Below are 22,516 nucleotides of genomic sequence, written 5' to 3'. Positions count from 1 at the left end.
GCACACCACCAAGCACCGGGACGGACGGTCGAGTGGGCAGGCTCTTGGCTACCCAGGCAACGGCATCGGCGAGGTTGTCACGCTCGACGCGGATCTTCATGCGTCACCCTTTCCCGACAGCCGAGATCGCTCGGCGCAGCGGACGTCGTGCACGACAGGTGGCTCCCCTGCGAACGGCGCACCTTCCGCGCGGACCTTCAACGGTAGAACGTCCCGCCCACCCCCGTCACCTCGGGCCCCCAAGCTGGAGTTCGGCGAAAGTTCAGAGGTTGTCCACAGAAAAGCGCGAGCGCTGCCAATCTTGGGATCTTTTCCCAATCGGAGAGAAATACCGTCGTAGTAGTAGGTGCTGTGGAAACTGTGGATAACTGACCATCACTGCACGTGAGAGGCCGTCACGGTCTGTGTATAGCCCCGGGGATGGATCCGTGGACAACTGGGCGCCACCGTGGACAACTTCGGGTTGTTCGCAGCTGTCCACCGTCGATCCACCGGTTCTCCACAGTTATCCACAGGGTTGTCCCCAGATGTGGGGTAGTTCGGTGGTGATGAGCCGAGTTCGCGGGCGTGGCCTGGGTGCCGATGGAAATCCCCCCAGGAGGTGAGGAGGACCACCCGGTGGCGTGTCGCCTTGCGCCGACCCGGCGGCGCACTTCGACGGGGAGGCTGCTTCGGGGGTGTCGGCTCTCGTCGATTGCGATCCGGTGCTGTCGGACGCTCTGTCGTGATCGGGCGCAGTCGCAGCGGTGGCACTTCGCGTCGACGACGACTGACGATGCGCGGGAGTCGGTGGCCCAGAGTGTCTCGGCGTGGCGGTCGTCCCGACGGCGAATGTGATCGGTGTCGGCACCCGAGTCCTGAGGGACGGGGCTGATCCGCGTTCGGACGTGGCGGGCGCCCCCGGGGATGTTGGTGTCCCTAGCCCACCGATGTTCGTCGCGTGTGCCGCCTTGCCACGTGCGCATGCTCGCCGCGCTGAATGCCATCAAGCCGATCGAGCCAGGCGCATCGGCCGCACTCCGCTTCGGCAGAAGTTCCACACGAGTTCTTCGGTTCGGTGGAAGTTCGGTGCCGGCGAAGTTCAGCAGGAGTCCGATCACGGTGGGGCGGCCGTCACTGGCTCATCGGGGCCTGGGGGTGGCCTGTCTGCGGAGGTCGGTGCCGTCCACGCACGCCCACCGTCTCGGCACTCGTGTCGTTGGCCGCTCGGTGGATAACGCCCGCCGGCGATCGACGAGTAACGCGCGCTGCCCCAGACGGCTGACGGTCGGTGGGGCCGGTGGCGACCGTTCACCCGGCTTCGTCACCGTCCGCTCGTTCGGCTGATGCGTCCGGTCTCACGGGTTCGATGCGCCCCGGTTCTCGGGAGTGCGGTGCGCCTCCGGTCTCTTGGGAGTGCGGTACGCCCCCGTCTGTCGGGTGAGCAGTGCGCCCCGGTCTGTCGGCTGAGCGGTGTGCCCCTGGTCTCTCGGGAATGGGTGCGAGCGACGGTGACCGTGCGGATCGTCCAGGGCTCGGCTGCAGAAGCCGTGTGCCGGCGACATCCGACGTAACTGGTTAAAGAGGTGTAAGAAACCGAATATAGTAGTTACATGAATCCAGGCGTCAGGATGGTCACCGGAGCGGATGGCCGGCGGTGGCTGTTCGATCCCGGCAGCTTGTGTCTCGAGTTGTTGCTGACCGGAGGCCCGGCTGGGTTCGCCGAGGGCGAATCGCTGCGGTCGCCCGCGGACTTCGTGCGCTGGCTGGCCGCGTCACGGCTGGCGCGCGTCTCGGCGATCGACCCTCGGGATGTGACCGTGCGGCCGTCCGAGCTGCGGCGGGTCAAGGAGCTGCGGGAGCTCGCATGGCGGGTGATGTCCACGCTCGCTCGACACGAGGCTCCGCGGCCGGAGCAGCTGGAGGCAATCAACGATTACGCGCGTGAAGCGGTGCATCTGGAGGTCGATCCCCACACGCTCGAACTGCGCTGGGCGCCCATGAGCGGCCAGCAAGTGTTGGGGGCGATTGCGCGCGACGCCATCGACGTCATTGGCGTCAGGGCGAGCCGGGTTCGCGAATGTCTGGGCGAGGATTGCTCGTTGCTGTTCTTGGACACGTCGCGTCCGGGCAATAGGCGGTGGTGCTCGATGCGACGCTGCGGAAACCGGCAGAAGGTCCGCGCGTTCCGCGAGCGGACGGGATCGCGTACGCGCCCTAGCGAAGGCTCGCGTTGACAACTGTGTAGACGCCGGCAACCGACCGGCGCGCACAGTATCTATATAGGGGTCACGTACAGCGCGTATATAGATACTGTGCGGAAGACGTCGCGTACCTCGCGAACGTGGCGACAGTACTGACAGTGCTTATAGGGGAGACAGTACTTATACAGGCGCGTGTACGTGGCGTCTTGATCGGCGCGCAACACGGGGCAGCCGATGCTCGTGAAGTCCGAGATGCAAGCGAGGCCCGCGTCTACTGGCGGGCGCGCTGCTTGATACGGCTGGTCAGCTCCTGCACCTGGTCGTAGATGCGACGACGCTCGGCCATTTCCTTACGGATCTTCTTCTCCGCATACATGACCGTGGTGTGGTCGCGGCCACCGAAGGCCTGTCCGATCCGCGGCAGCGACATGTCGGTCAGTTCCCGGCACAGGTACATCGAGATCTGCCGCGCGGTGGCCAGCGCCTTGGTCTTTCCCGGGCCGCACAGGTCGTCGATGCTGACGTCGAAGTACTCGGCGGTGACCCCCATGATCGTGGCCGCGGTGATCTCCGGCGCCTGGGAATCCGGGATCAGGTCGCGGAGCACGATTTCCGCCAGGTTGACGTCGACCGGCTGCTGGTTCAGCGACGCGAACGCGGTCACCCGGATCAGCGCGCCTTCCAGTTCCCGGATGTTGGCCTCGATGCGGGTGGCGATGAACTCGAGCACCTCGCCGGGGACGTCCAGCCGGTCCTGTGCGGCCTTCTTGCGCAGAATCGCGATCCGGGTTTCCAGCTCGGGCGGCTGGATGTCGGTGATCAGGCCCCACTCGAACCGGGTGCGCAACCGGTCCTCCAGCGTCTCCAGCCGCTTCGGCGGCCGGTCGGAGGAGACCACGATCTGCTTGTTGGCGTTGTGCAGGGTGTTGAAGGTGTGGAAGAACTCCTCCTGGGTTCCTTCCTTGCCTTCCAGGAACTGGATGTCGTCGACCAGCAGGATGTCGATGTCGCGGTACCGCCGCTGGAACGCGACCTTGCGGTCGTCACGCAGCGAGTTGATGAAGTCGTTGGTGAACTCCTCGGTGGAGACGTAGCGCACCCGCATCCCGGGGAACAACCGCTGGGCGTAGTGGCCTACCGCGTGCAACAGGTGCGTCTTGCCGAGCCCCGACTCCCCCCAGATGAACAGCGGGTTGTACGCGCGGGACGGGGCCTCGGCGACGGCGACCGCCGCAGCGTGCGCGAACCGGTTCGACGCCCCGATGACGAAGGTGTCGAACGTGTACTTCTCGTTCAGCTTCGTCTTGGACGTCTCCGGTTGCGCCGGGGCGGTGTAGGGCTGCCCGGCCACCGGACGGCCGGAGAACGACGGCCACATGTCGTGCACCGCCGCCAGCGCTTCGCCTTCTTCGTCGACTTCGGCGTTGTCCCCGTCGCCGACTTCCCCGTCGGCCGACGGTACCCCGATCGGTTCGGGGGCCGGGGGCCGGTAAGCTGATGCGCCGTTGCCGGGCGGCTGCGTCTCGGGCACCGACGGCACGGCGGAGGCCGCCTCGCCGGTTTCCATCGTGTCGACTTTCACCGCGAGCGAAACGGGCCCGCCGAGCCGGCGGGACAACGCGTCGGTGATCGGTTCGCGCAACACGCGTTCGATGGCGTCCTTGGCGAATTCGCTCGGTGCGGCGAGCAACGCGGTCCCGTCCAGCAGGCCGATCGGCCGGGTCACCCGCATCCAGGCGCGCTGCTGAGGGGACAGCGTCCCGGCGGACAGTTCCCGAACGACCTGCTCCCACACGACGCCCAGGTTGACCTGGTGCTCCGACGACACCTGTTCCGCTCCCATCCCCCGCCACGGCCGCATCGCGTGACCACGCTGCGGTCGGCTACGCTCTTCGCCGTGCTTCCACCCGGCGACCGGGTATCCACACGGTTATCCACAACTGTGCACTAACGTACGACGGCCCGCAGCAGGCCGTGCCGCCGCCCCGGCCTGACGCGTGCCCCGCTGACGCTGCCCGCGGGCGGCCCCCTGGTTGAGCGCTAGAAGGGGCACGCTAACAAGGCCGAGCCAGTGCCACAAGGTCCCGATAGGGGCAAGGATTTCATCCTATTCGGCGTGTCGCAGTTCGGCTGGCCGACGTTGCACCTGGAGCGGTTAAGTGGGGGCGGTTGGGTGAGGGGAGGAGGGCCTGCCGTACCCTCGTATGAGTCTCCCGTCGGCATCGGGCGGTGTTGGCATGCCCGGGTTACCGCCACAGAAGCGGTTCGCGTCGCCGGTTGGAGACAGCACAGACGACGACGATGCGGGAGAAACTGTCGTGGCCAAGGGTAAGCGTACCTTCCAGCCGAACAACCGTCGGCGCGCACGGAAGCACGGTTTCCGTCTGCGGATGCGCACGCGTGCGGGTCGGGCCATCATTTCCGCGCGCCGCCGCAAGGGCCGGGAGAGGCTGACGGCCTGACGGCCGCCGGCATGCCTCGACCGTGCTTCCCCGGTCGGCGCGGGTGCGCCGCAGCGCGGACTTCCAGATGATTCTGCGCCGCGGCGCCAAGGCCGGACGGCGGCGGCTCGTGGTGCACGCCGTGACGGGCCTGCCCGAGCAGCAGCCGCGGGCGGGGTTCGTGGTGAGCAAGGCGATCGGCAATTCGGTGGTCAGGCACCGGGTCGTTCGCCGGCTGCGGCATGTCGTCGCGGCGCGCTTGGGAACGTTGCCGCCGGGTTGCGCGTTGGTCGTGCGAGCACTGCCCCCAGCTTCCTCGGCCACGAGTGCCGAACTGGCGTCGGATTTCGACGCCGCGTTGCGCAAGCTTCGCCTGGTTCAGGGCGAGCGGAGATGACGGCGACCATGCAGGAATCGGATGTGGCGACCACCGAACGGTCGCCGTTGCCACGTCCGGGTCCGCTGGCGTTCGTTCTGTTGCTCCCGATCCACCTGTATCGCAAGACGATCGGTCCGCTCTTGCCGCCCAGCTGCCGCTTCTACCCCACGTGCAGTACGTATGCGGTGGAGGCGATCACCCGTCATGGTGCGTTCGCCGGTTTGTACCTGACGGTGCGCCGGTTGTTGCGCTGCCACCCGTGGCATCCGGGCGGAATCGACGAAGTTCCTGAGCGGTTCCGGTGGCGGGCACCTCGACCTGACAGTGATAGGCACGGAGAGTCGGCCGGGCCCGGCCGGCGACTCCGCCGCGACAGCACACCCCAGGAGTAACCGCAGTGTTCGACTATCTCCTCTACTACCCGGTCACCTTCATCCTGTGGATCTGGCACAAGGTGTTCGGGACGATCTTCGGCGAGGCCCAGGCGATCTCCTGGGTGCTGGGCATCGTCTTCCTGACCTTCACCGTGCGGGCGATTCTGTTCAAGCCCTTCGTCAGCCAGGTGCGGTCGATGAAGAAGATGCAGGAGTTCGCGCCGGAGATCAAGAAGATCCAGAAGCGCTACGCCAACGATCGCCAGCGGCAGGCGCTGGCGATGCAGAAGCTGCAGCGCGAACACGGCGTGAACCCACTGGGTGGCTGTCTGCCCATCCTGCTGCAGATCCCGGTCTTCATCGGTCTGAACCACGTGCTGCGGGCCTTCGCGGTGCACGCTGAGAAGGGCTGGGGGAACTACACGTTCAGCCCCGAGGCCACGCAGCAGTACATGCAGGCCGACCTGTTCGGCTCCAACCTCGGTCAGGCCATCTACAACACCGGCGTGATGGGGATGAGCGGCGACGGGTTCCACTCCCCCGCAGTCCCCGTTGCGATTCCGTTGATGGTGCTGGCGAGTGCGCTGACGCACCTGACCGCCCGTCACTCGGTCTCGCGCCAGAACCCGGCGAACGCCACGCAGCAGACAGCGGTCATGAACAAGCTGACGCTGTATGTCTTCCCCATCGGCCTGCTGGTGTTCGGTGCGTTCATCCCGATCGGTCTGTTGATCTACTTCCTCTCCAACAACGCGTGGACGTTGATGCAGCAGCGGATCGTCTACCGCCGCATCGACCGGGAGGAAGAGGAGAAGAAGAAGGCGGCGCTGGAGAAGCGCAGCGCGCTGGCTCCGAAGCCGGGTGCGCGGCCGATGCAGACCAAGAAGAAGGGCGCAGCGTCGTCGGCGGGCAAGGCGCCCAAGCCGGGTCAGAAGCCGGCCGCTCAGAAACCGGCCACTCAGAAGTCGAAGTCGGGTGGGCAGCCCGGCGGCGCGAACAACAAACCCTCCACGGCTCCCGGCAAGCCGTCCACCGCGTCGAGCGGGGCCGGTGCGGCGAAGAAGAAGCCCGGCCGCAAGCGGCGTTGATCAGCACCCAGGCATTCCGCGCGTGGCGAGCGCGCGAGCAACAGAAGGAGACCCATCATGTCTGAGACGGCGCAACACCCCTTGGGGGCGCATGGGGCGACGCCACCGGGGGTGTACGACACGGACCCCGTGGAAGTGATCGACGACGACTACGAGTCCGACACCGACGACCTGTTGGTGCGCGAGGGCGACATCGCGGGTGACTACCTGGAGCGCCTGCTCGATCTGCTGGACTACGACGGAGACATCGATCTGGATGTCGAGGCCGGGCGCGCTGTCGTCAGCATCGATGGTGGCAAGGATCTCGACAAGCTCGTCGGTCCCCGTGGTCAGGTACTGGAGGCGCTGCAGGAGCTGACCCGCCTCGCGGTCCAGCAGGTGACCGGTGTGCGCAGCCGCCTGATGTTGGACATCGCCGGCTGGCGGACGAACCGGCGGCGGGAGCTGCAGGAGCTCGGCCGGTCCGCGGCGGAGCAGGTGGCCAAGACCGGCAAGCCGATGAAGCTGCAGCCGATGACGCCGTTCGAGCGCAAGGTGGTGCACGACGCCGTTGCCGCAGTGGACGGCGTGACGAGCGAGAGCGAGGGCGAGGAGCCGCGTCGTCGTGTTGTGGTGATTCCCGAGAAGTGACATCGCCGACGGGCTGAGGGGTGCGATCGCTTCGGCGGTCGCACCCCTTCGCTGTGGGGAGACGTTTCACGTGAAACGGTGCTCGGGGTGTGCCGCCGGGGATCATCGGGTGGGTGTCGATGTGTGTCGCCCGGCGCTCGGGCCGGACCCGGTACCTCGTCGAGGAGCTCGTTTCACGTAAAACTGGCGTCGGTTGCCCGGGGTGATCGGCTGGCATTGGCTACGGATCGCACGAGATGGTGGGAGTTGTGGTGACCAAGGAACCCGACGGGCTCGTTGCGCCGCCGACCGTGGTGGCGGAGATGTTCGGTGAGAGCGTGGAGCGGTTGAACCGGTTCGTTGCCCTGCTTGCCGAGCAGGGTGTCGAGCGGGGGTTGATCGGGCCACGCGAGATCGAGCGCATCTGGGATCGTCACGTGCTCAATTCCGCCGTCGTGGGTGAACTCGTTCCCGAAGGCGCTCACGTCGTCGACGTCGGATCCGGTGGGGGCTTCCCCGGTGTGCCGCTCGCGCTGGCGCGTCCGGACATCTCGATCACCTTGCTGGAGTCGATGGCGCGGCGTGTGCAGTGGCTGGAGGAAGTCCTCGACGAGTTGTCACTGGAGAACGCTGACGTGCTGCGCGGCCGTGCGGAAGAGAAGGCGGTTCGTGCTGAACTGGGTGCGGTGGACGTCGTGACGGCTCGCGCGGTGGCGCCGTTGGGGCGACTGGCGCAGTGGTGCCTGCCGTTGCTGCGCACCGGTGGCTTGTTGCTCGCCGTCAAGGGTGCGAGCGTTGCCGAGGAGATCGCGCGTGACGAGGCGATCGTGGAGAAGGCGGGCGGGGAAAGCATCGATGTCGTCCAGTGTGGTGTGGACGTTCTCGAAGTTCCTGCCACCGTCGTCGTGATCGAGGCTGCACCACGATCCGTGCGCTCGAGGAAGGGGCGCCGGCGTCGGCGATGAATCGGCGGCGCTGCCGGGCTGGTGAATCGGCGGCGCTGCCGAGGTGACGTGAAAGCGGTTGCGTCCGTCCTCCGGCGCGAGGCATCCGTGCCATGCCCGCGGTCACGTTTCACGTGAAACAGTGGCCGGCTTGATGGTCGGTCTCTGTGCGTGCCTGATCGCGTGTCGCTGGACCTCCCCCGGACAGGTTCGGCGTCCTACTGGACGCGGCACATGGGACATCCTCCTGGTTGACCCCGTGATCGACCCGCTCGCCCGCTGTTCGGCGCTGGCTCGGGTCGGGATTGCGCCCTCCCTTTTTTCGCGCCACCGTGATGCGTGGTCCAATCCTCAGGTTGGCGACCCCTCTGTCCGAGCACTGCGATGGTTCCCCGGGGTCACCGCATGGTGACGCGAGTGGTGTCATTAATGTCGTAATTCCCACCGTTTCCCGGGGAAGACCCTCAACCCGTGCGTCAGACCGGAGCGGCGCTGAAAAATTGACCGCTTCGCATGCGACCATTGACGCGATGGACGACGTACTGGGTCGAGGGAGCGATGGTGTGCCTATCCGTGACGAAGTGAGGGATGTTTCACGTGAAACCGGCGTACACAGTCCGGCCGCGGTCCCGGTCCCGTCGGACACCGATGCCAACACCAGCACCACGACCACAGGGGCCATTGGCGCCGGGGAGGTGCTACGCCCGGTGACCGGCACGTTTGCCGACCACAGCGGTGACTCCCCCGCGTGGACGCCGATCGCCGAAGAAGCGTTCACCGCTGCGCGGGTGCTGCACCCCAAGGAGAAGCTGCCTCGCCCCGTCCGCCGTCGCATCATGACGGTCGCGAATCAGAAGGGCGGGGTCGGGAAGACGACGAGCACGGTGAACCTCGCCGCCGCGCTCGCCCTGCACGGGCTGAAGGTTCTGGTCATCGACCTGGACCCGCAGGGCAACGCCAGTACCGCACTGGGGATCGAGCACCGATCCGGCACGCCGTCCGTGTACGAGATTCTCATCGGTGAGATCTCCCTGCTCGACGCGGTGAAGACCAGCGACCAGTCTCCGAACCTGCTGTGTGTTCCGGCGACCATCGACCTTGCCGGCGCCGAGATCGAACTGGTCAGCATGGTGGCGCGCGAGTCGCGGCTGAAGGAGGCGCTCACCGAGCAGGCGTTGAACGAGCTGGGCGTCGACTACGTCTTCATCGACTGTCCGCCGTCGTTGGGCCTGCTGACCGTCAATGCGTTGGTCGCGGCCCAGGAAGTGCTGATCCCGATCCAGTGCGAGTACTACGCGCTGGAGGGTCTTGGGCAGCTGTTGAACAACATCGAGCTGGTTCGGGCACACCTCAACCCGTCGCTCTCGCTGACCACGATCTTGCTCACCATGTACGACGGTCGCACCAAACTCGCGGACCAGGTGGCCGAGGAGGTGCGCAGTCACTTCGGTGAGGTGGTGCTGCGGACGATCATTCCGCGGAGCGTGAAGGTCTCGGAGGCTCCGGGCTTCGGGCAGACGGTGCTGGCTTACGACCCCGGGTCGCGGGGCTCGATGAGCTACCTCGACGCGGCGCGTGAGCTGGCCGAGCGGGGTGCGAGGGAGAACCGATGAGCGCGGAACGTAAGGGCGGACTGGGACGAGGCCTGGCGGCTCTCATCCCGACCGGTGCGGCCGAATCGGTGCGTGAGAGCGGCAAGGCGAAAGGTGACTGGTTCGCCGCGAACGGCGCGGTGCGAGCCACGTCCGAGGTCGGCGGCGAAGTCGCCGGCGCGGTCTATCGTGAGGTACCGGTCGAATCGGTCACGCCGAACCCGCGCCAGCCGCGCCAGGTGTTCGACGAGGCCGCGCTGGCCGAGCTCGAGCACTCCATCCGCGAGTTCGGCCTGATGCAGCCGATCGTGGTGCGCCAGCTGGACGACGACAAGTTCGAGCTGGTGATGGGCGAGCGCCGGCTGCGAGCCGCGCAGCGGGCCGGTTTGGAGAAGATCCCGGCCATCGTGCGCCAGACGTCCGATGACGCAATGTTGCGTGACGCGTTGTTGGAGAACATCCACCGGGTCCAGCTGAACCCGCTGGAGGAAGCGGCGGCGTACCAGCAGCTGCTGGAGGAGTTCAACGTCACGCACGACGAGCTGGCTCACCGGCTCGGCCGGAGCCGTCCGGTCATCACCAACACCATCCGGTTGCTGCGCCTGCCGTTGCCGGTGCAGCGGCGCGTGGCCGCCGGTGTGTTGTCGGCGGGTCACGCCCGTGCCCTGCTGGCGCTGGACGATCCGGAGAAGCAGGAAGAGCTCGCGGCGCGCATCGTGGCCGAGGGGCTGTCGGTGCGGGCGACCGAGGAAGCGGTCACCCTGGCCCGCAGCGAGAAGCCGTCGGCCAAGCGCAAGTCGTCACCGCGCAAGCCGCTGCATGCCCCCGGGCTGCAGGAGCTGGCCGAGCGGATGTCGGACAAGTTCGACACCCGGGTGAAGGTGGACTTGGGCAAGCGGAAGGGCCGGATCGTCGTCGAGTTCGGGTCGATCGACGACCTGGAACGGATCGTCGGACTGATGAATCTCGACGACAAATGACACGCGTGCTATTTCGTCACGTGACGGACGATCTCAGCCGGTGATGTCCTTGGTCGAGGCACGTGCGACGGCTCGCTCGATCAGTTCGGCGTAGATCTGGCCGAGCGAGCCGCCCGCCGCTTCGACAGCCATCGGAACGGTCGACGTCTCGGTCAAGCCCGGCGACAGGTTCACTTCGAGGAACTGGACGGTGCCGTCGGGTTGGACCACAGCGTCGGTGCGGGAAACGTCGCGCAATCCGAGGCGGCGATGAGCGGCGACCGCGAGCTCTTTCACCGCGGCCGCGGCTTCCGGGCTCAGCCGTGCGGGGGTGAAGAAGTCGGTCAGCCCCGCGGTGTAGCGGGCCGTGTAGTCGTAGATGCCCGATTCGGGCACGATCTCGACCGGCGGTAGGGCTTGGGGCTCACCGTCGCGTTCGACGACGGTGACCGCCACCTCTGTGCCCTCGATGTAGCGCTCGGCCAGCACGGTGTCGCCGTAGGCGAAGCAGCCGACCATGGCGGCCGGCAGTTCGGCGGCGTCGCGGACGACTTGGGCGCCGAGGGCGGATCCGCCCTGGTCCGGTTTGACGATCAGGGGCAGGCCGAGCCGGTCCACGATCGCGTCGAGGACGGCCTGCGCGCCGAGTTCACGGAACGTGCTGTGCGGCAGGACCACCCAGTCCGGGGTGTGGAAGCCGGCCTCGCGCAGTTCCGACTTGGCGATCGGCTTGTCCCACGCGCGGCGGCACGCCTGTGCTGTGGTGCCCACGTAGGGCACGTCGAGCAGTTCGAGCACTGCTTGGACCGAACCGTTCTCCCCTTCTCCGCCGTGCAGGGCCACCACGACGGCGTCCGGGCGCTGCTCGCGGAGGCGAGAGACGAGTTCCGCGTCGGTGTCCCATTCCTCGACGTGGATGCCTTCGGCTCTGAGCGCGGCCGACAGTCGCCGTCCTGATCTCAGCGACACGTCTCGCTCGTGCGAGAGGCCGCCAGCGAGCACGGCAACAGCACGGTCAGCCATCAGGCCACTACCCCTCTCGTCCCGAACAGTCCTTATGTGGACCGTGTGGTGCGATCTGCGTGATGTCAGCTGTCAGGCGGTGTCGGGTCCGGGAGTTTGCGGTCCGGACACGGGTCGCCGCTGGACCGTGCCGAACGTCTGCACGAGCTCCATCTCGGACTCGAGAACCGCTGCCAGCCTACGCACCCCTTCCTTGATGCGTTCGGGGGTCGGGTAGCAGTAGGACAGGCGCATCTGCCGGGAGCCGAAGCCGTCGGCGTAGAAGCCGGTTCCGGACGCGTAGGCGACGCGGGCGGTGACCGCGCGCGGCAGCATCGCTTTGGTGTCGATGCCTTCCGGGACCGTGACCCAGACGTAGAAGCCGCCCTCCGGCTCGGTCCAGGTGCAGCCTTGCGGCATGTGCTGAGCGAGGGCGGCCAGGATGGCGTCGCGTCGTTCCCGGTAGCTTTCCCGGAACTTCTTGATCTGGCCTTTCCAGTCGTGGGTGTCCAGGTACCGGCTGACGATGAGCTGGTTCAACGTCGGTGGGCACAGCGTGGCGGATTCGGCGGCCAGCACGAGCTTTTCCCGGATGCCGTGCGGGGCCAGTACCCAGCCGACCCGCAGCCCGGACGCGAACGTCTTGGAGAAGGAGCCGAGGTAGACCACGTTGTCCGGGTCGAGCGACCGCAGCGCCGGGTAGGTCTGGCCGTCGAAGCCGAGGAGGCCGTAGGGGTTGTCCTCGACGATGAGCACGTTGTGCTTGCGGCAGATCTCCACGATGCGTGACCTGCGCTCGACCGAGAGCGTCACGCCCGCCGGGTTGTGGAAGTTCGGGATCGTGTAGAGCAGCTTGGCCGGCCTGCCCTGGGCGGCGGCCGAGGTGAGCGCTTCTTCCAGCAGCTCGGGTACCAGACCGTCGTCGTCCATGGCGACGTGCACGACCCGGGCCTGGTACGCGGCGAACGAGCCGAGTGCTCCCACATACGACGGGCCCTCGGCGATGACGGTGTCGCCCGGGTCGCAGAACAGCCGCGTGATCATGTCCAGGCCCATTTGTGAGCCGACGGTCACCACGACGTCGTCCGGGTGGGCCTTGATGCCTTCCAAGGCCATGACCTCGCAGATTTGTTCCCGGAGCTTCGGTACGCCGTGCGCCGACCCGTATTGCAGGGCCACCAGGCCGTCCTGGGCGATGATGTCTTGCACCTGGCTGGCCAGGGATTCGAGTGGAAGCGCGGCGAGATTCGGCATGCCCCCGGCGAGTGAGACGACTTCCGGCCTGCTCGCCACCGCGAACAGCGCGCGGATTTCCGACGCGGTCATCCCCTCGGTGCGCGCGGCATAGCGCGCGAGGTGGGGGTCCAGGTTGTGGCGGGCTGGGTCGCCGGCCGCGGAGGGTTGCAGCACCATGGTCTGTCGAGTGTAAACGCCGATGTCGGGTGGGTCGTCAGGCTCGGGTCGGATGTCACAGAATGTCGCCCGGGCTACCCCGGGGTAGTCAGGCTCGTCGTGGGCCGCCTATCCTCGATCACGATCGTCGTGGGCCATTCGAGCGATCTGCCTCGAGTCGGCCCGTTTGCTTCTGGGGGGGCGCACACCGCTTTGGGAGGTTACGTGTCGCGGCAGGTCGTGGGCGTCACGCTGGACAATCTGGAGGACCTTCCGCGGCATTGCCGCAAGTGCGTGTACTGGGAAGTCGCCCCGCACCTGCGGAGTGAGGTCGAGCAGTTCGGCGAAACCGAGCTGGAGAAGGAAGCGTGGGTGTCCAGCGTGCTGCTGGAGTGGGGGTCGTGTGGGCGGTTGCTGTACAGCAACAAATTGCCGGTCGGGTTCGTCCTGTACGCGCCGCCGACGGTCGTGCCGCGCGCGGGTGCGTTCCCGACTTCTCCGGCGAGCCCGGATGCGGTGTTGTTGACCGCGTTTCACGTGCAACCGGAGTTCCGGGGTGGCGGGATCGGCCGTGTGCTGGTCCAGGAAGTGGCGAAGGACCTCACGCGGCGTGGCGTGCGTGCCATCGAAGCTTTCGGGGACGCGCGGCCGGACGAGCGTGACGAGGGTGAGCATCACTGCGTCGTGCCGGCGGAGTTCTTGTCGCGGGTCGGCTTCAAGACGGTGGCGCCGCATGCGCGTTGGCCGCGGCTTCGGCTGGAGCTGCGTGGGGGGATGCTGTGGAAAGAGGATGTGGAGGCCGCGTTGGAGCAGTTGCTCGGGCAGGTGTCGATCTCCACGGCTCAGTCCAGCGGTTTTGTGCGTCGGTGAGACGTCCGTCACACTGGGTTGATGGTCGTGCGCTCCGAGTGATCCACACGTTATCCACAGGATTTATCCACAGTTCTGGGAGTTATCCACAGGTGTGTGGATGACGCGCTTCTTTCCGTCCTCTCTAGGCTCGAGACGGGGTCGCCCCCCAGGGAGGGCGGGGGCTGCGAAGGATGGGGCTGCGAAGGGCGGAGAAGCCGTGCGTCGGCGGCCGGACGGCCGTGAAAGCAGGTGTGCCGTGGGCAGCGACGTTTTTCGGCCTACTGCTGCTTTGTCAGCTCATGCGCGAGGACGTCGGCGAACGTGAACGTCCCGGTTGGTTGGTCGTTCTCGCCCAGCAGGTACAGACGCTTCACCGCGACCAGGATTCCCTCGGCCACGATGTCCCGGAACGCCGGGTCGGACAGGCGCGCCCGGTCGCGCTCGTTGGTCAGGTAACCGATCTCCACCCTTACCGCCGGGCAGCGGGTCAGCCGCAGGATCTCCCACGTCTTCGGATGCGTCCGGCAGTCTTTGAAACCCGTGCGGGCCACCAGCTCGCGCTGGATGTAGCCGGCCAGAAGCTCACCGACGGTCGACGTCGTCCCGTTGCCGGTTCCGAAGTGGAACGTCGCCACTCCCTGAGCCTTCGGCGAGCTGTTCTGGTCGCAGTGCAACGACAAGAACAGGTCCGCGCCGGCGTCGTTGGCGAACTGGGCGCGCTCCGCGTCCGACGGGCTGTGGTGCGGGCCCCGGGAGATCAACGCCTCCATTCCGGTGGCCTTCATCCTGCCCTCGAGCCGCCGCGCCAGGTCCCACGCGATGTCGGCCTCGCGCAGCCCTGCCACCTGGACGCCAGGGTCGTCGCCGCCGTGCCCCGGGTCGATGACGATGCGCTTACCGCGCAAACGCGGGCCCGACTGACGCACCCGCTCCTGCTCCCGCAGCAGCACCGGGCGGCCGCCACGTGCCCGCGGTGACAGCTGATTCAACGCCCGGACCGTCGCCGCGCCGCAGATACCGTCCGGCACCAGGCCGTAGTCCCGCTGGAAGTTCCGCAGCGCGCGCTCGGTCGCCTTGCCGAAGATGCCGTCCGGGCGGCCGCTGTCGTAACCCAGCTCGGTCAGGCGCTCCTGCAACGCGAACACGTCATCGCCGTGTACGGGGGCGGACATCAAGTACGCCAGCGGCCGGCTGCCGAGGTGGAAGCTCGCTCCCCGGAGAGTCCGATACGTGGCCGGACCCACGACTCCATCGGTGATCAGTCCACGTTGCTGCTGAAACGTGCGAACCGCGTGTTCAACGGCATGGTCGAAAACGTCGCTGGACGAGCCGTCGTCGGCGAGCAGACCCTGCTTGACCAGCAGCGATCTGATCTCTGCGACGTCCGGGCCGCGATCACCGCGGCGGAGTACTCGCATGCACTCCTCGCACTTGTCTCGTCCTTCACTCAGCCGCCAGCATCACCCGGCGCAGGAATCCCCGGGATGGTTGGTCCCGGGGATCCCATTGTGCCCTGTGAACTGTCCGTAGGTACGAGTAGGTCGACGGTGTCGGCGGGGCTACCCGTTTGCATGCAGGTCCGCTCGGCAGGGTGCCACCGGCCGTAACGGGCCCGGTGACGGCTCGCTGACGAAGGCGTGAATCAGCCGATGACGTCGGCGAGATCCTGCAGCAGAGCCGGCTTCGGCTTCGCACCGACGATCTGCTTCACCGGCTGCCCGTCCTTGAACAGGATCAGCGTCGGAATCGACATGACCTGGTAGTCACGCGCGGTCGACGGGTTGGCGTCGGTGTCCAGCTTCGCGATCGTCAGCTTGTCCGAGTGCTCGGCGGCGATCTCCTCCAGCACGGGAGCGATCATCTTGCACGGACCGCACCAGTCGGCCCAGAAGTCCACCAGCACGGGCTTGTCGCTGCCCAGGACCTTGTCCTTGAACGTCGCGTCGGTCACCTCGATGGTCGATCCGGCCATCTCATCTCCTCGAATTGTTTTACGTGAAACGTTGCGGTCGTGTGGAGCGGTCAGGACGAGGCGCCGTAACCACCACCAACCAGTTCCGCGGCTTCCTGGGCCTGAGCGACGTCGCCGTGCTCGGCGAGCCATCGCTCGGCGTCGATGGCGGCGGCGCAGCCGGACCCCGCGGCCGTGATCGCCTGCCGATACGTGTGGTCGACCAGGTCACCGCACGCGAACACGCCGTCCAGATTCGTGTAGCTGCTCCGGCCCTTGGTCAGGACGTAGCCCTGCTCGTCGAGATCGACCTGGCCACGCACCAGTTCGCTGCGCGGGTCGTGCCCGATCGCGACGAAGAACCCGGTCACGTCCAGCGTCGATTCCTCACCGGTGACCGTGTCCTGCACCTTCAGCCCGGTCACCTTGTCCTCGCCGAGTACCTCGGTGACCCGGGTGTTCAGCCGCCACCGGATCTTCTCGTTCGCACGCGCCCGCTCCAGCATGATCTTCGAGGCGCGGAACTCCTCACGACGGTGCACGATGGTCACCGAGCGGGCGAACTTGGTCAGGAACGTCGCCTCCTCCATGGCCGAGTCCCCGCCGCCCACGACGGCGATGTCCTGGTCACGGAAGAAGAACCCGTCACAGGTGGCACAGGACGAGACACCGCGGCCCAGCAGCTCCTGCTCGCCGGGGACGTGCAGGTAGCGCGGGGCCGCACCCATCGCCAGAATCACCGCCTTGGCGGCGTACCGCTGACCGTTCACCGTGGCGTACTTGATGTCGCCGGTCAGCTCCAGCTCCTCCACGTCCTCGGTACGTAGCTCGGCGCCGAACTTCTCCGCCTGCGCCCGCATCTGCTGCATCAGGTCCGGCCCCATGATGCCGTCCGGGAAGCCCGGATAGTTCTCCACGTCGGTGGTCGTCATCAGGGCACCACCGAACTGCGTGCCCTCGAACACCAGCGGCTCCAGCTGAGCCCGCGCCGCGTACAAGGCGGCGGTGTACCCAGCGGGCCCCGAACCCACGATGATCAGGTTCCGAACCTGTTCCGATGCCACACGAACCTCCGCTCGGCCCGCTCGCTCCTGTCAGCCGGCCATTGTCATCTATCGACCTCAACACGATCGTAGGCGGCGGTGTTCCCGCGCTGGGGGCGGTGCGCGCCACACCCGCCCGAACGCACACGCCACAGCGACCCCGCGAACGGCACCGGCTGTTCAGATGACGGAACACCAGCCACCCGTACCGCTCGCGGTTCGCGGTGACCGTCATGTACGGGCAAAGAAAAAGGCCGCCGCAGCGGCCATGGGCAAAGGAAGGGGCCAGTAGCGAGCGGACCCGTGTCCGGGCCGCTCGCTCTATCGGCCGAACTCCTTGTCCAGGTACACCTCTCCGGGGTTGCTCCCACTGCAGTCCGGCGACACCGCGACGATGCGATACCGCGCCAGCTCACCGGTGGTCAACACCACGAGGACGGCGTCCTGGCCGTCCACCTTGCCAGGTTTCACCCCGATGGGCTGCCCCGTCACCGGGATGTCGTTGGCCTTCAGGCACGCCTCCAGCTGCTCCCGGCTGCCGAGCGGGCCGTAGTCCTGCACACCCTGGATGTCGCCGAACGCCGCGGCCGGGTTCCCCGGATCGACCACCACACCCTGGTTCGACGGCGCCCCCGTGTCGGGACTCCCCCCGGCCATCGGGCTACCGGTGGTCGTGGTCCCCGGGCTGATCAGTGCGATCGCGGCCACCGCCGCGGCCGCGGTCAGCAGCCCGGCGCTCCAGCCCATCACCCGGTTGCGCCGCCGACGAGCCGCGGCCAGATCCACCACCGGCGCCAGCCGCTCCTGCTCGGCGTGCGGCTGCTCGACCGCATCCGTTGCCGTGCTGCCCTGCTGTTCCGCTTGCTGCGACGACAGTGCCTGCTGGGACTGTCCGGCGCGGGCCGCCTCGGCTGCCAGTGCCGCGTCGATACGGGCGGCGACCTCGGCAGGCATCGGCGGGGCGGGAGCCTGCGCCAGGTCGGCGAGAGCCTCCTGCGTGCGGTCCAGCGCGGCCAGCACCGCCATCGCCTCCGGATCCTTGCGGACCAGTGGCCACAACCGTTCTGCCTGCGCTTCGTCGACGGCGCCAGCGTGCAGGTCGGCTAGCAGATCGACAGACCACGGTGGACCGCCCGGCCCCCCTGGCTTGCCCATCTCGGTCATCGTCCCTCCCTCTCGCGTGGCGCGTCCTGTCGGCTGCCACGTGCAGTGCCGGACGCGGCACCGCGCTTGCTATCGGAAATTGGGACGTTCGCATTTGCATCGGGGTTCCGCAGATGGCCCAGAACCTTTGCCAGTTTCGCGCGACCTCGCGCACACCGGCTCTTCACCGTGCCCTCCGCGATGCCCAGCATCTGCGCGGTCTCCGACACCGAGTACCCCTCGACGTCGACCAGCACGATCGGAATGCGCTGCTCCTCAGGCAACTGGCGCAACGCGTGCTCGATCAGCATCCTGGTTTCCCGCTGTGCCATCGAGTCACCGGGAGCCGCCGGCTCGCGGTACTCGTCGGTCTCCGGCAACGGCACGGTCGGTCGGGCCTGGCGCTTGCGAATCCGGTCCAGGCAGGCGTTCACCACGATCCGGTGCAACCACGTGCTGACCTGGGACTCCGCGCGGAAGTTGGCCGCGGCCCGGTAGGCGGAGATGAACGCGTCCTGCAACGCGTCCGCGGCTTCTTCCTGATCACGCATGGTGCGCAAGGCGACCGCCCACATCCGGTCCCGATGGCGCCGGACGATCTCGCTGAACGCATGCGGGTCCCCAGCCGCATGCGCGCGAATGAGGTCCTCATCCGTTGGTGCTGCTGCGGTCACTCGCCAGAGACTACCCGGCCCGTGCTCGTCCGTGCGCGGCTCGTCACGGCTGGGCAGCCGGGAAGAACTTCAGCTCGCCGATGCTGGTGGCGAACGCGCCCTCGTCCCCGCCGAGCTTGGTGATCCACACGATCACGTGCGACGTCTTCGTCGGCTTGGCCAAGGTCAACTCCACCTTGTCCCCGGACACCTCGGTCTCCTTGACCACCACCCGGGCGTCGTCCAGGAACGGGTTCGGATTGTCCGCCACCCGCACCTCGACCTTGCTGCCCTTGGTCGCCCGGTGGATCACCACCTTGGCCAGGTCGATCGGCTTGTCGAAGCTCACCGACAGGCCGACACCGGACTTCAGCGCGGGGAGCTGCTGCTTGTAGACGTCGGTCTTCCACAGCGTCGACGGGTCACCGTCGATCGCCTTCGGCGCCCGGTCGACCGAGTCCCCGGTGCCTTCCGGGTTGTAGACCTGGACCTGCGACGGGGTGACCGCGGCCGCGGCCACCTGCTTCTCCTTGTCCTTCTTGTCCTTCTGGTCTCTCTTGCCCGAGCTTTCCGCGACGTTGACCTCCGGGCCGGTGGCGCCGTCGTCGGTCTCGAAGAAGCTGATCAACGACAAGCCGACCCAGGCGATGATCGCCACCGCGGCCACCACCAGCAGCGTCGCGCCCAGCGCCACCTTCCGCCGGCGGGCCGGATCGTTGGTCGGACGCTGGGTCGTCCAGATCCCGCCGTCCGGATCCTGGTGGCTGTCCGGCGGCAGCTGACCGCTCTGGATCAGCTCGTCCCGCTCGGCCACCTCGGCGGCCTGCCGCAGCACCCGCAAGAACGCCGCACTGGTGCGGATACCGCCCTCGCCGCCGTCCGCCAACGTGTGCGTGGCCAGCGCCGACAGCTCCTGCGGCACCCAGGCGTTGATCGACCGCGGCGGAACCACCCGCCCGTTCGGCCCCTGCGGAGCGGGCTGCATGATCCCCGGCCCGCCGGGCAGCGGCCACCGAGCGGTCAGCAGCAGGTACAGCAGCGCACCGAGGGCGCGGACGTCGTGCCGTAACGTCGCCTGCGGCATCGGACCCGCAAAAGCCAGCCGCAGCACACCGTCCGGGCCCACCCGGATCCGCTGCGGATGATCGATGCCCAGGACAAGACCGTGGTTGTGCGCCTGCTCGACGGCGTCCACCAGCTGCTCCAGCATGCGGCACGCCGCCGCGGGCGTGACCGGGCCGTCGGCGATCACGTCGATCAGGTCGGTGCCCTTGCTCCACTCCGACACCACGATGCCGAGCAGCCCCTCCCCCGCGGAGATGCCGCTGCCGAGGCTGAGCACGTCCAGCACCCGCGCCACCGCCGGGTGGTTGAACTGCGCGGCATGCGCCGCCCGCTCGAGCGTGCGCCGCGCGGCACGAGCGGCCTCGGCGTCCGCCGGGTCCCCGACCAGCAAGGTCAGGGCGACGTCGCGGCGCAGCTGGCCGTCGCGAGCCCGCCAGAAATGCGCCCCCGCGCGCTGGTCGATGCCGAGCTGGGCGAGAAGGCGGTAACGGCCGTCACCGACGACGCCACCCGGCGCCAACGAACCGCTCCGGGTCCGAACGCTCGTCCCCGGCGCAGCTTCAACGTGCTCGGTCCGCCTGTTCACCCTCGCCGACTACCTCCCACACCTGCGACACAGCCCATTTTCCACCGACATTACCTATTTCGCGACGACCTTCAGTCGGGTAGACGCTGTGGCGCGGGCCGAGGTTGTCGCAGGGTGCCGCGAACTCGGTCACTTCTTCAGCACTTTGCTGCGCAGCGCATTGAGCCGTGTGGTGATCGGCTTGAGTTCGTCCACCTTGAGCAGCGCCAGCACGCCGAGGGTGACACCGAAACCGACCGCCGACTGCACGAACAACTTCAGCCACGCGGTCAGCGTCACGGGCAGCCAATCGGGAATCAGCCATCCGGCGCCGAACGCGGCCAGCGCCCCGATGATGCTGGCGAACGACGTGAACAGGATGACTCCGAGCACCCGCTTGCTGCGCAGGTTGCCCAGCCGCACCCACAGCCACATCTGGCCGAGCACCGCGCCGACCAGGAAGGTCAGCGAGTTCACCAGCATCGCGCCGAGCACGATCTGGTGGCTTTCCAGCAGCACCGGGCACAGGTACAGCAGCGGCACCTTGACCACCGTCATCACCAGCATGATCAGCGTCGGGGTGCGCGCGTCCTTCATCGCGTAGAAGACCCGCAGCTGCAGCATCACCAGCGCGTAGGGCAGCAGGCCGAACGCGCCGATGCCCAACGCCTCACCCAGCCGCTCGGCACCGTCGCCGGCACCGCCCCGGCCGAGCGAGAACAGCGCGACACCGATCGAGCTGCCGACGACGGTCATCACCGCGGCGATCGGCAGCAGCGCCACCGTGGTGATCCGCGACGCATACGACAGGTCGCTGATCAGCTTCTTGATGTTGCCGTCCGCGGCGGCCCGGGACATGCGCGGCATGATCGCGGTCAGCAGCGACACCCCGATGACGCCGTACGGCAGCTGGAACAGCAGCCACGCGTTGTAGTACGCGGTCATGCCGCCGGCATCGCCCGCGGTCAGCACCCGGGTGGTGACCATGTAGCCGATCTGGCTGATCGCGACGTAGGCGACGATCCACAGGGCCAGCCCGCCGAACTCACGCATCCGGTGATCGATGCCCCAGTTCCACTTCGGGCGGAACCCGGTGCGCAGCAGCGGCGGCACCAGCATGGCGGCCTGCGCCACGATGCCCAGCGTCACGCCGACGCCCAGCACCAGGAGCTTGATGTCGCCCATCCGCACCGGGTCGAGCGAGATCTCCCCCGGCACCATGGCGAACACCAGGATGGTGGCGATCACCACGAGGTTGTTCACCACCGGCGCCCACGCGGGCGGCCCGAAGATCTGCTTGGCGTTCAGGATCGCCATCAGCAGCGCGAAAATGCCGTAGAACAGGATCTGCGGCAGCAGCAGGTAGGCGAACGCGGTGGTCAGCTCGGGGTTGGCCTGATTGGTCGAACTGTCCACGTACAGCGCGGTGAACCACGGCGCGGCCAGCACGGCGACGACGGTCGCGCCGCCCAGCAGCGTCAACGCCATGGTGAGCAGGCGCTGGGTATAAGCTTCCCCGCCATCCGGGTCGTCCTGCGCCCGCACCAGCAACGGCACCACCACGCTGGCGAGCACCCCGCCGAGCAGCAGCTCGTAGACGATGTTCGGCAGCGTGTTGGCCACGTTGAACGAGTCGTTGACCACGCCGATGCCGACCACCCAGACCAGCATGATCTTCCACAGGAAGCCGGTGATCCGGCTGGTCAGTGACGCGATCGCGATCTTGCCGGTGGACCGGGCCAGCGACGGTTCCTTCTCGACCGCCGCGATCAGGCCGGTTTCCGGGCCGGCGTCGACCGAACGCAGGAAGCCGGTCTGGCTGGCCGCGCTGATGCGCGGCAGCATCGTGGTCACCTCGAACGGCCGCAGCTCGTCCGGATCGGTGGTCGGCCACTGCGGACCGGCGGCCAGCCGTTGCGTTCGCTGCGGCGGCCGCAGCGGAGGTCGTCCGCCACGGCCAGGAGGACCACCGGGCACACGCCGCTGTGCCGGCTGGCCACCACTGCCTGCCGGGCGCGGCGGCTGACCAGCGGCCGGCTGCCGCCGTGGTGGCACGCCTCGACCGGCCGGGCCTCGACGGGGAGGCTGCCCGGAAGCCGGCGGCATCCGCCTGCGGACCGGCCGGGTGCCTTCTTCGTCGGGCGACACCGGTCGCGGCGGCTGCGGTACGTCACCCCGTCCACCGGGCCGCGGTGCGACCGGCGTGCCGTCTCGCCTCGTCACCGGGGGTGGCGGGGGTTCGCTGGGACGCCCGTAGCGCGGGTCGCGCGGATCGCGCGGC

21 protein-coding genes are annotated in these 22,516 nt (G+C 67.8%); 10 read left to right on the top strand and 11 right to left on the bottom strand.

Features of this window, described 5'->3' with window-relative positions; genetic code table 11:
• Positions 1 to 100 (bottom strand): hypothetical protein (locus tag CXP56_RS08545; RefSeq protein WP_286900665.1); only part of this gene is annotated, 100 nt, incomplete at its 3' end.
• A 1,492-nt stretch (positions 101 to 1,592) separates the two neighbouring features.
• On the opposite strand from CXP56_RS08545, the gene CXP56_RS08540 reads away from it, so the two are divergent.
• Complete coding sequence (locus tag CXP56_RS08540; RefSeq protein WP_028847422.1) at positions 1,593 to 2,216, top strand: CGNR zinc finger domain-containing protein; 624 nt, start codon at positions 1,593 to 1,595, stop codon at positions 2,214 to 2,216.
• A 238-nt stretch (positions 2,217 to 2,454) separates the two neighbouring features.
• Here the strand turns inward: CXP56_RS08540 and dnaA are convergent, their stop codons facing one another.
• A complete protein-coding gene (gene dnaA, locus CXP56_RS08535; protein WP_245566616.1) occupies positions 2,455 to 4,011 on the bottom strand; it encodes a chromosomal replication initiator protein DnaA in 1,557 nt (518 codons plus the stop codon).
• A gap of 490 nt (positions 4,012 to 4,501) precedes the next feature.
• On the opposite strand from dnaA, the gene rpmH reads away from it, so the two are divergent.
• The 8 genes from rpmH to CXP56_RS08495 all read left to right on the top strand — a co-directional run bounded on the left by rpmH (position 4,502) and on the right by CXP56_RS08495 (position 10,590).
• A complete protein-coding gene (gene rpmH, locus CXP56_RS08530; protein ID WP_084609144.1) occupies positions 4,502 to 4,645 on the top strand; it encodes a 50S ribosomal protein L34 in 144 nt (47 codons plus the stop codon).
• A 22-nt stretch (positions 4,646 to 4,667) separates the two neighbouring features.
• Positions 4,668 to 5,021: a ribonuclease P protein component gene (gene rnpA, locus CXP56_RS08525; protein ID WP_028847424.1), complete on the top strand. Its 354-nt coding sequence runs from the start codon at positions 4,668 to 4,670 to the stop codon at positions 5,019 to 5,021.
• An 8-nt stretch (positions 5,022 to 5,029) separates the two neighbouring features.
• Positions 5,030 to 5,395, top strand: a complete 366-nt coding sequence (yidD, locus tag CXP56_RS08520) for a membrane protein insertion efficiency factor YidD (RefSeq protein ID WP_286900664.1) — start codon at positions 5,030 to 5,032, stop codon at positions 5,393 to 5,395.
• Positions 5,396 to 5,400: 5 nt separating this feature from the next.
• Positions 5,401 to 6,465: a membrane protein insertase YidC gene (gene yidC / locus CXP56_RS08515; protein WP_038044906.1), complete on the top strand. Its 1,065-nt coding sequence runs from the start codon at positions 5,401 to 5,403 to the stop codon at positions 6,463 to 6,465.
• A 57-nt stretch (positions 6,466 to 6,522) separates the two neighbouring features.
• On the top strand, positions 6,523 to 7,095 hold the full coding sequence (locus CXP56_RS08510; protein ID WP_028847425.1) for a Jag family protein: 573 nt from the start codon (positions 6,523 to 6,525) through the stop codon (positions 7,093 to 7,095).
• Positions 7,096 to 7,397: 302 nt separating this feature from the next.
• Positions 7,398 to 8,039, top strand: a complete 642-nt coding sequence (gene rsmG / locus CXP56_RS08505; protein ID WP_286900663.1) for a 16S rRNA (guanine(527)-N(7))-methyltransferase RsmG — start codon at positions 7,398 to 7,400, stop codon at positions 8,037 to 8,039.
• 509 nt (positions 8,040 to 8,548) lie between these two features.
• Entirely contained in the window at positions 8,549 to 9,631 is a 1,083-nt protein-coding gene (locus tag CXP56_RS08500) for a ParA family protein (RefSeq protein WP_479267884.1), read from the top strand.
• Positions 9,628 to 10,590, top strand: coding sequence for a ParB/RepB/Spo0J family partition protein (locus CXP56_RS08495; RefSeq protein ID WP_028847427.1), 963 nt, complete (start codon positions 9,628 to 9,630; stop codon positions 10,588 to 10,590). Before CXP56_RS08500 ends, CXP56_RS08495 begins: the two co-directional genes overlap by 4 nt.
• A 33-nt stretch (positions 10,591 to 10,623) precedes the next feature.
• Here the strand turns inward: CXP56_RS08495 and CXP56_RS08490 are convergent, their stop codons facing one another.
• Both CXP56_RS08490 and CXP56_RS08485 read right to left on the bottom strand, forming a co-directional pair.
• A complete protein-coding gene (locus tag CXP56_RS08490; RefSeq protein WP_028847428.1) occupies positions 10,624 to 11,592 on the bottom strand; it encodes a D-alanine--D-alanine ligase family protein in 969 nt (322 codons plus the stop codon).
• A gap of 72 nt (positions 11,593 to 11,664) precedes the next feature.
• Positions 11,665 to 12,984 (bottom strand): aminotransferase-like domain-containing protein, encoded by a 1,320-nt coding sequence (locus CXP56_RS08485; protein ID WP_028847429.1) that lies wholly within the window; start codon positions 12,982 to 12,984, stop codon positions 11,665 to 11,667.
• A gap of 204 nt (positions 12,985 to 13,188) precedes the next feature.
• Here CXP56_RS08485 and CXP56_RS08480 point away from each other — a divergent pair, with 204 nt between their 5' ends.
• Entirely contained in the window at positions 13,189 to 13,833 is a 645-nt protein-coding gene (locus CXP56_RS08480) for a GNAT family N-acetyltransferase (protein WP_028847430.1), read from the top strand.
• Positions 13,834 to 14,093: 260 nt separating this feature from the next.
• Here CXP56_RS08480 and CXP56_RS08475 read toward each other — a convergent pair whose 3' ends face one another.
• From CXP56_RS08475 to murJ, 7 genes are all read right to left on the bottom strand, one after another.
• Positions 14,094 to 15,233, bottom strand: a complete 1,140-nt coding sequence (locus tag CXP56_RS08475) for an N-acetylmuramoyl-L-alanine amidase (RefSeq protein WP_286900656.1) — start codon at positions 15,231 to 15,233, stop codon at positions 14,094 to 14,096.
• 224 nt (positions 15,234 to 15,457) lie between these two features.
• A complete protein-coding gene (trxA, locus tag CXP56_RS08470; RefSeq protein ID WP_028847432.1) occupies positions 15,458 to 15,787 on the bottom strand; it encodes a thioredoxin in 330 nt (109 codons plus the stop codon).
• Between the two features lie 50 nt (positions 15,788 to 15,837).
• Positions 15,838 to 16,830, bottom strand: a complete 993-nt coding sequence (trxB, locus tag CXP56_RS08465) for a thioredoxin-disulfide reductase (protein WP_286900654.1) — start codon at positions 16,828 to 16,830, stop codon at positions 15,838 to 15,840.
• A 300-nt stretch (positions 16,831 to 17,130) separates the two neighbouring features.
• Entirely contained in the window at positions 17,131 to 17,973 is an 843-nt protein-coding gene (locus CXP56_RS08460; protein WP_028847434.1) for an RsmA family anti-sigma factor, read from the bottom strand.
• Positions 17,970 to 18,626: an RNA polymerase sigma factor SigM gene (sigM, locus tag CXP56_RS08455; protein WP_028847435.1), complete on the bottom strand. Its 657-nt coding sequence runs from the start codon at positions 18,624 to 18,626 to the stop codon at positions 17,970 to 17,972. Before sigM ends, CXP56_RS08460 begins: the two co-directional genes overlap by 4 nt.
• A 43-nt stretch (positions 18,627 to 18,669) precedes the next feature.
• Complete coding sequence (locus tag CXP56_RS08450) at positions 18,670 to 20,190, bottom strand: protein kinase family protein (RefSeq protein ID WP_286900652.1); 1,521 nt, start codon at positions 20,188 to 20,190, stop codon at positions 18,670 to 18,672.
• 195 nt (positions 20,191 to 20,385) lie between these two features.
• Positions 20,386 to 22,341 (bottom strand): murein biosynthesis integral membrane protein MurJ, encoded by a 1,956-nt coding sequence (gene murJ, locus CXP56_RS08445; protein WP_084609153.1) that lies wholly within the window; start codon positions 22,339 to 22,341, stop codon positions 20,386 to 20,388.
• Positions 22,342 to 22,516 lie beyond the last annotated feature (175 nt).

The sequence above is a fragment of the Thermocrispum sp. genome, from assembly GCF_002919275.1.
In the GTDB taxonomy this organism is placed as follows: domain Bacteria; phylum Actinomycetota; class Actinomycetes; order Mycobacteriales; family Pseudonocardiaceae; genus Thermocrispum; species Thermocrispum agreste.
Note: the sequence above shows the minus strand (reverse complement) of the source record. Positions and strands in the feature narration are given on the sequence as shown.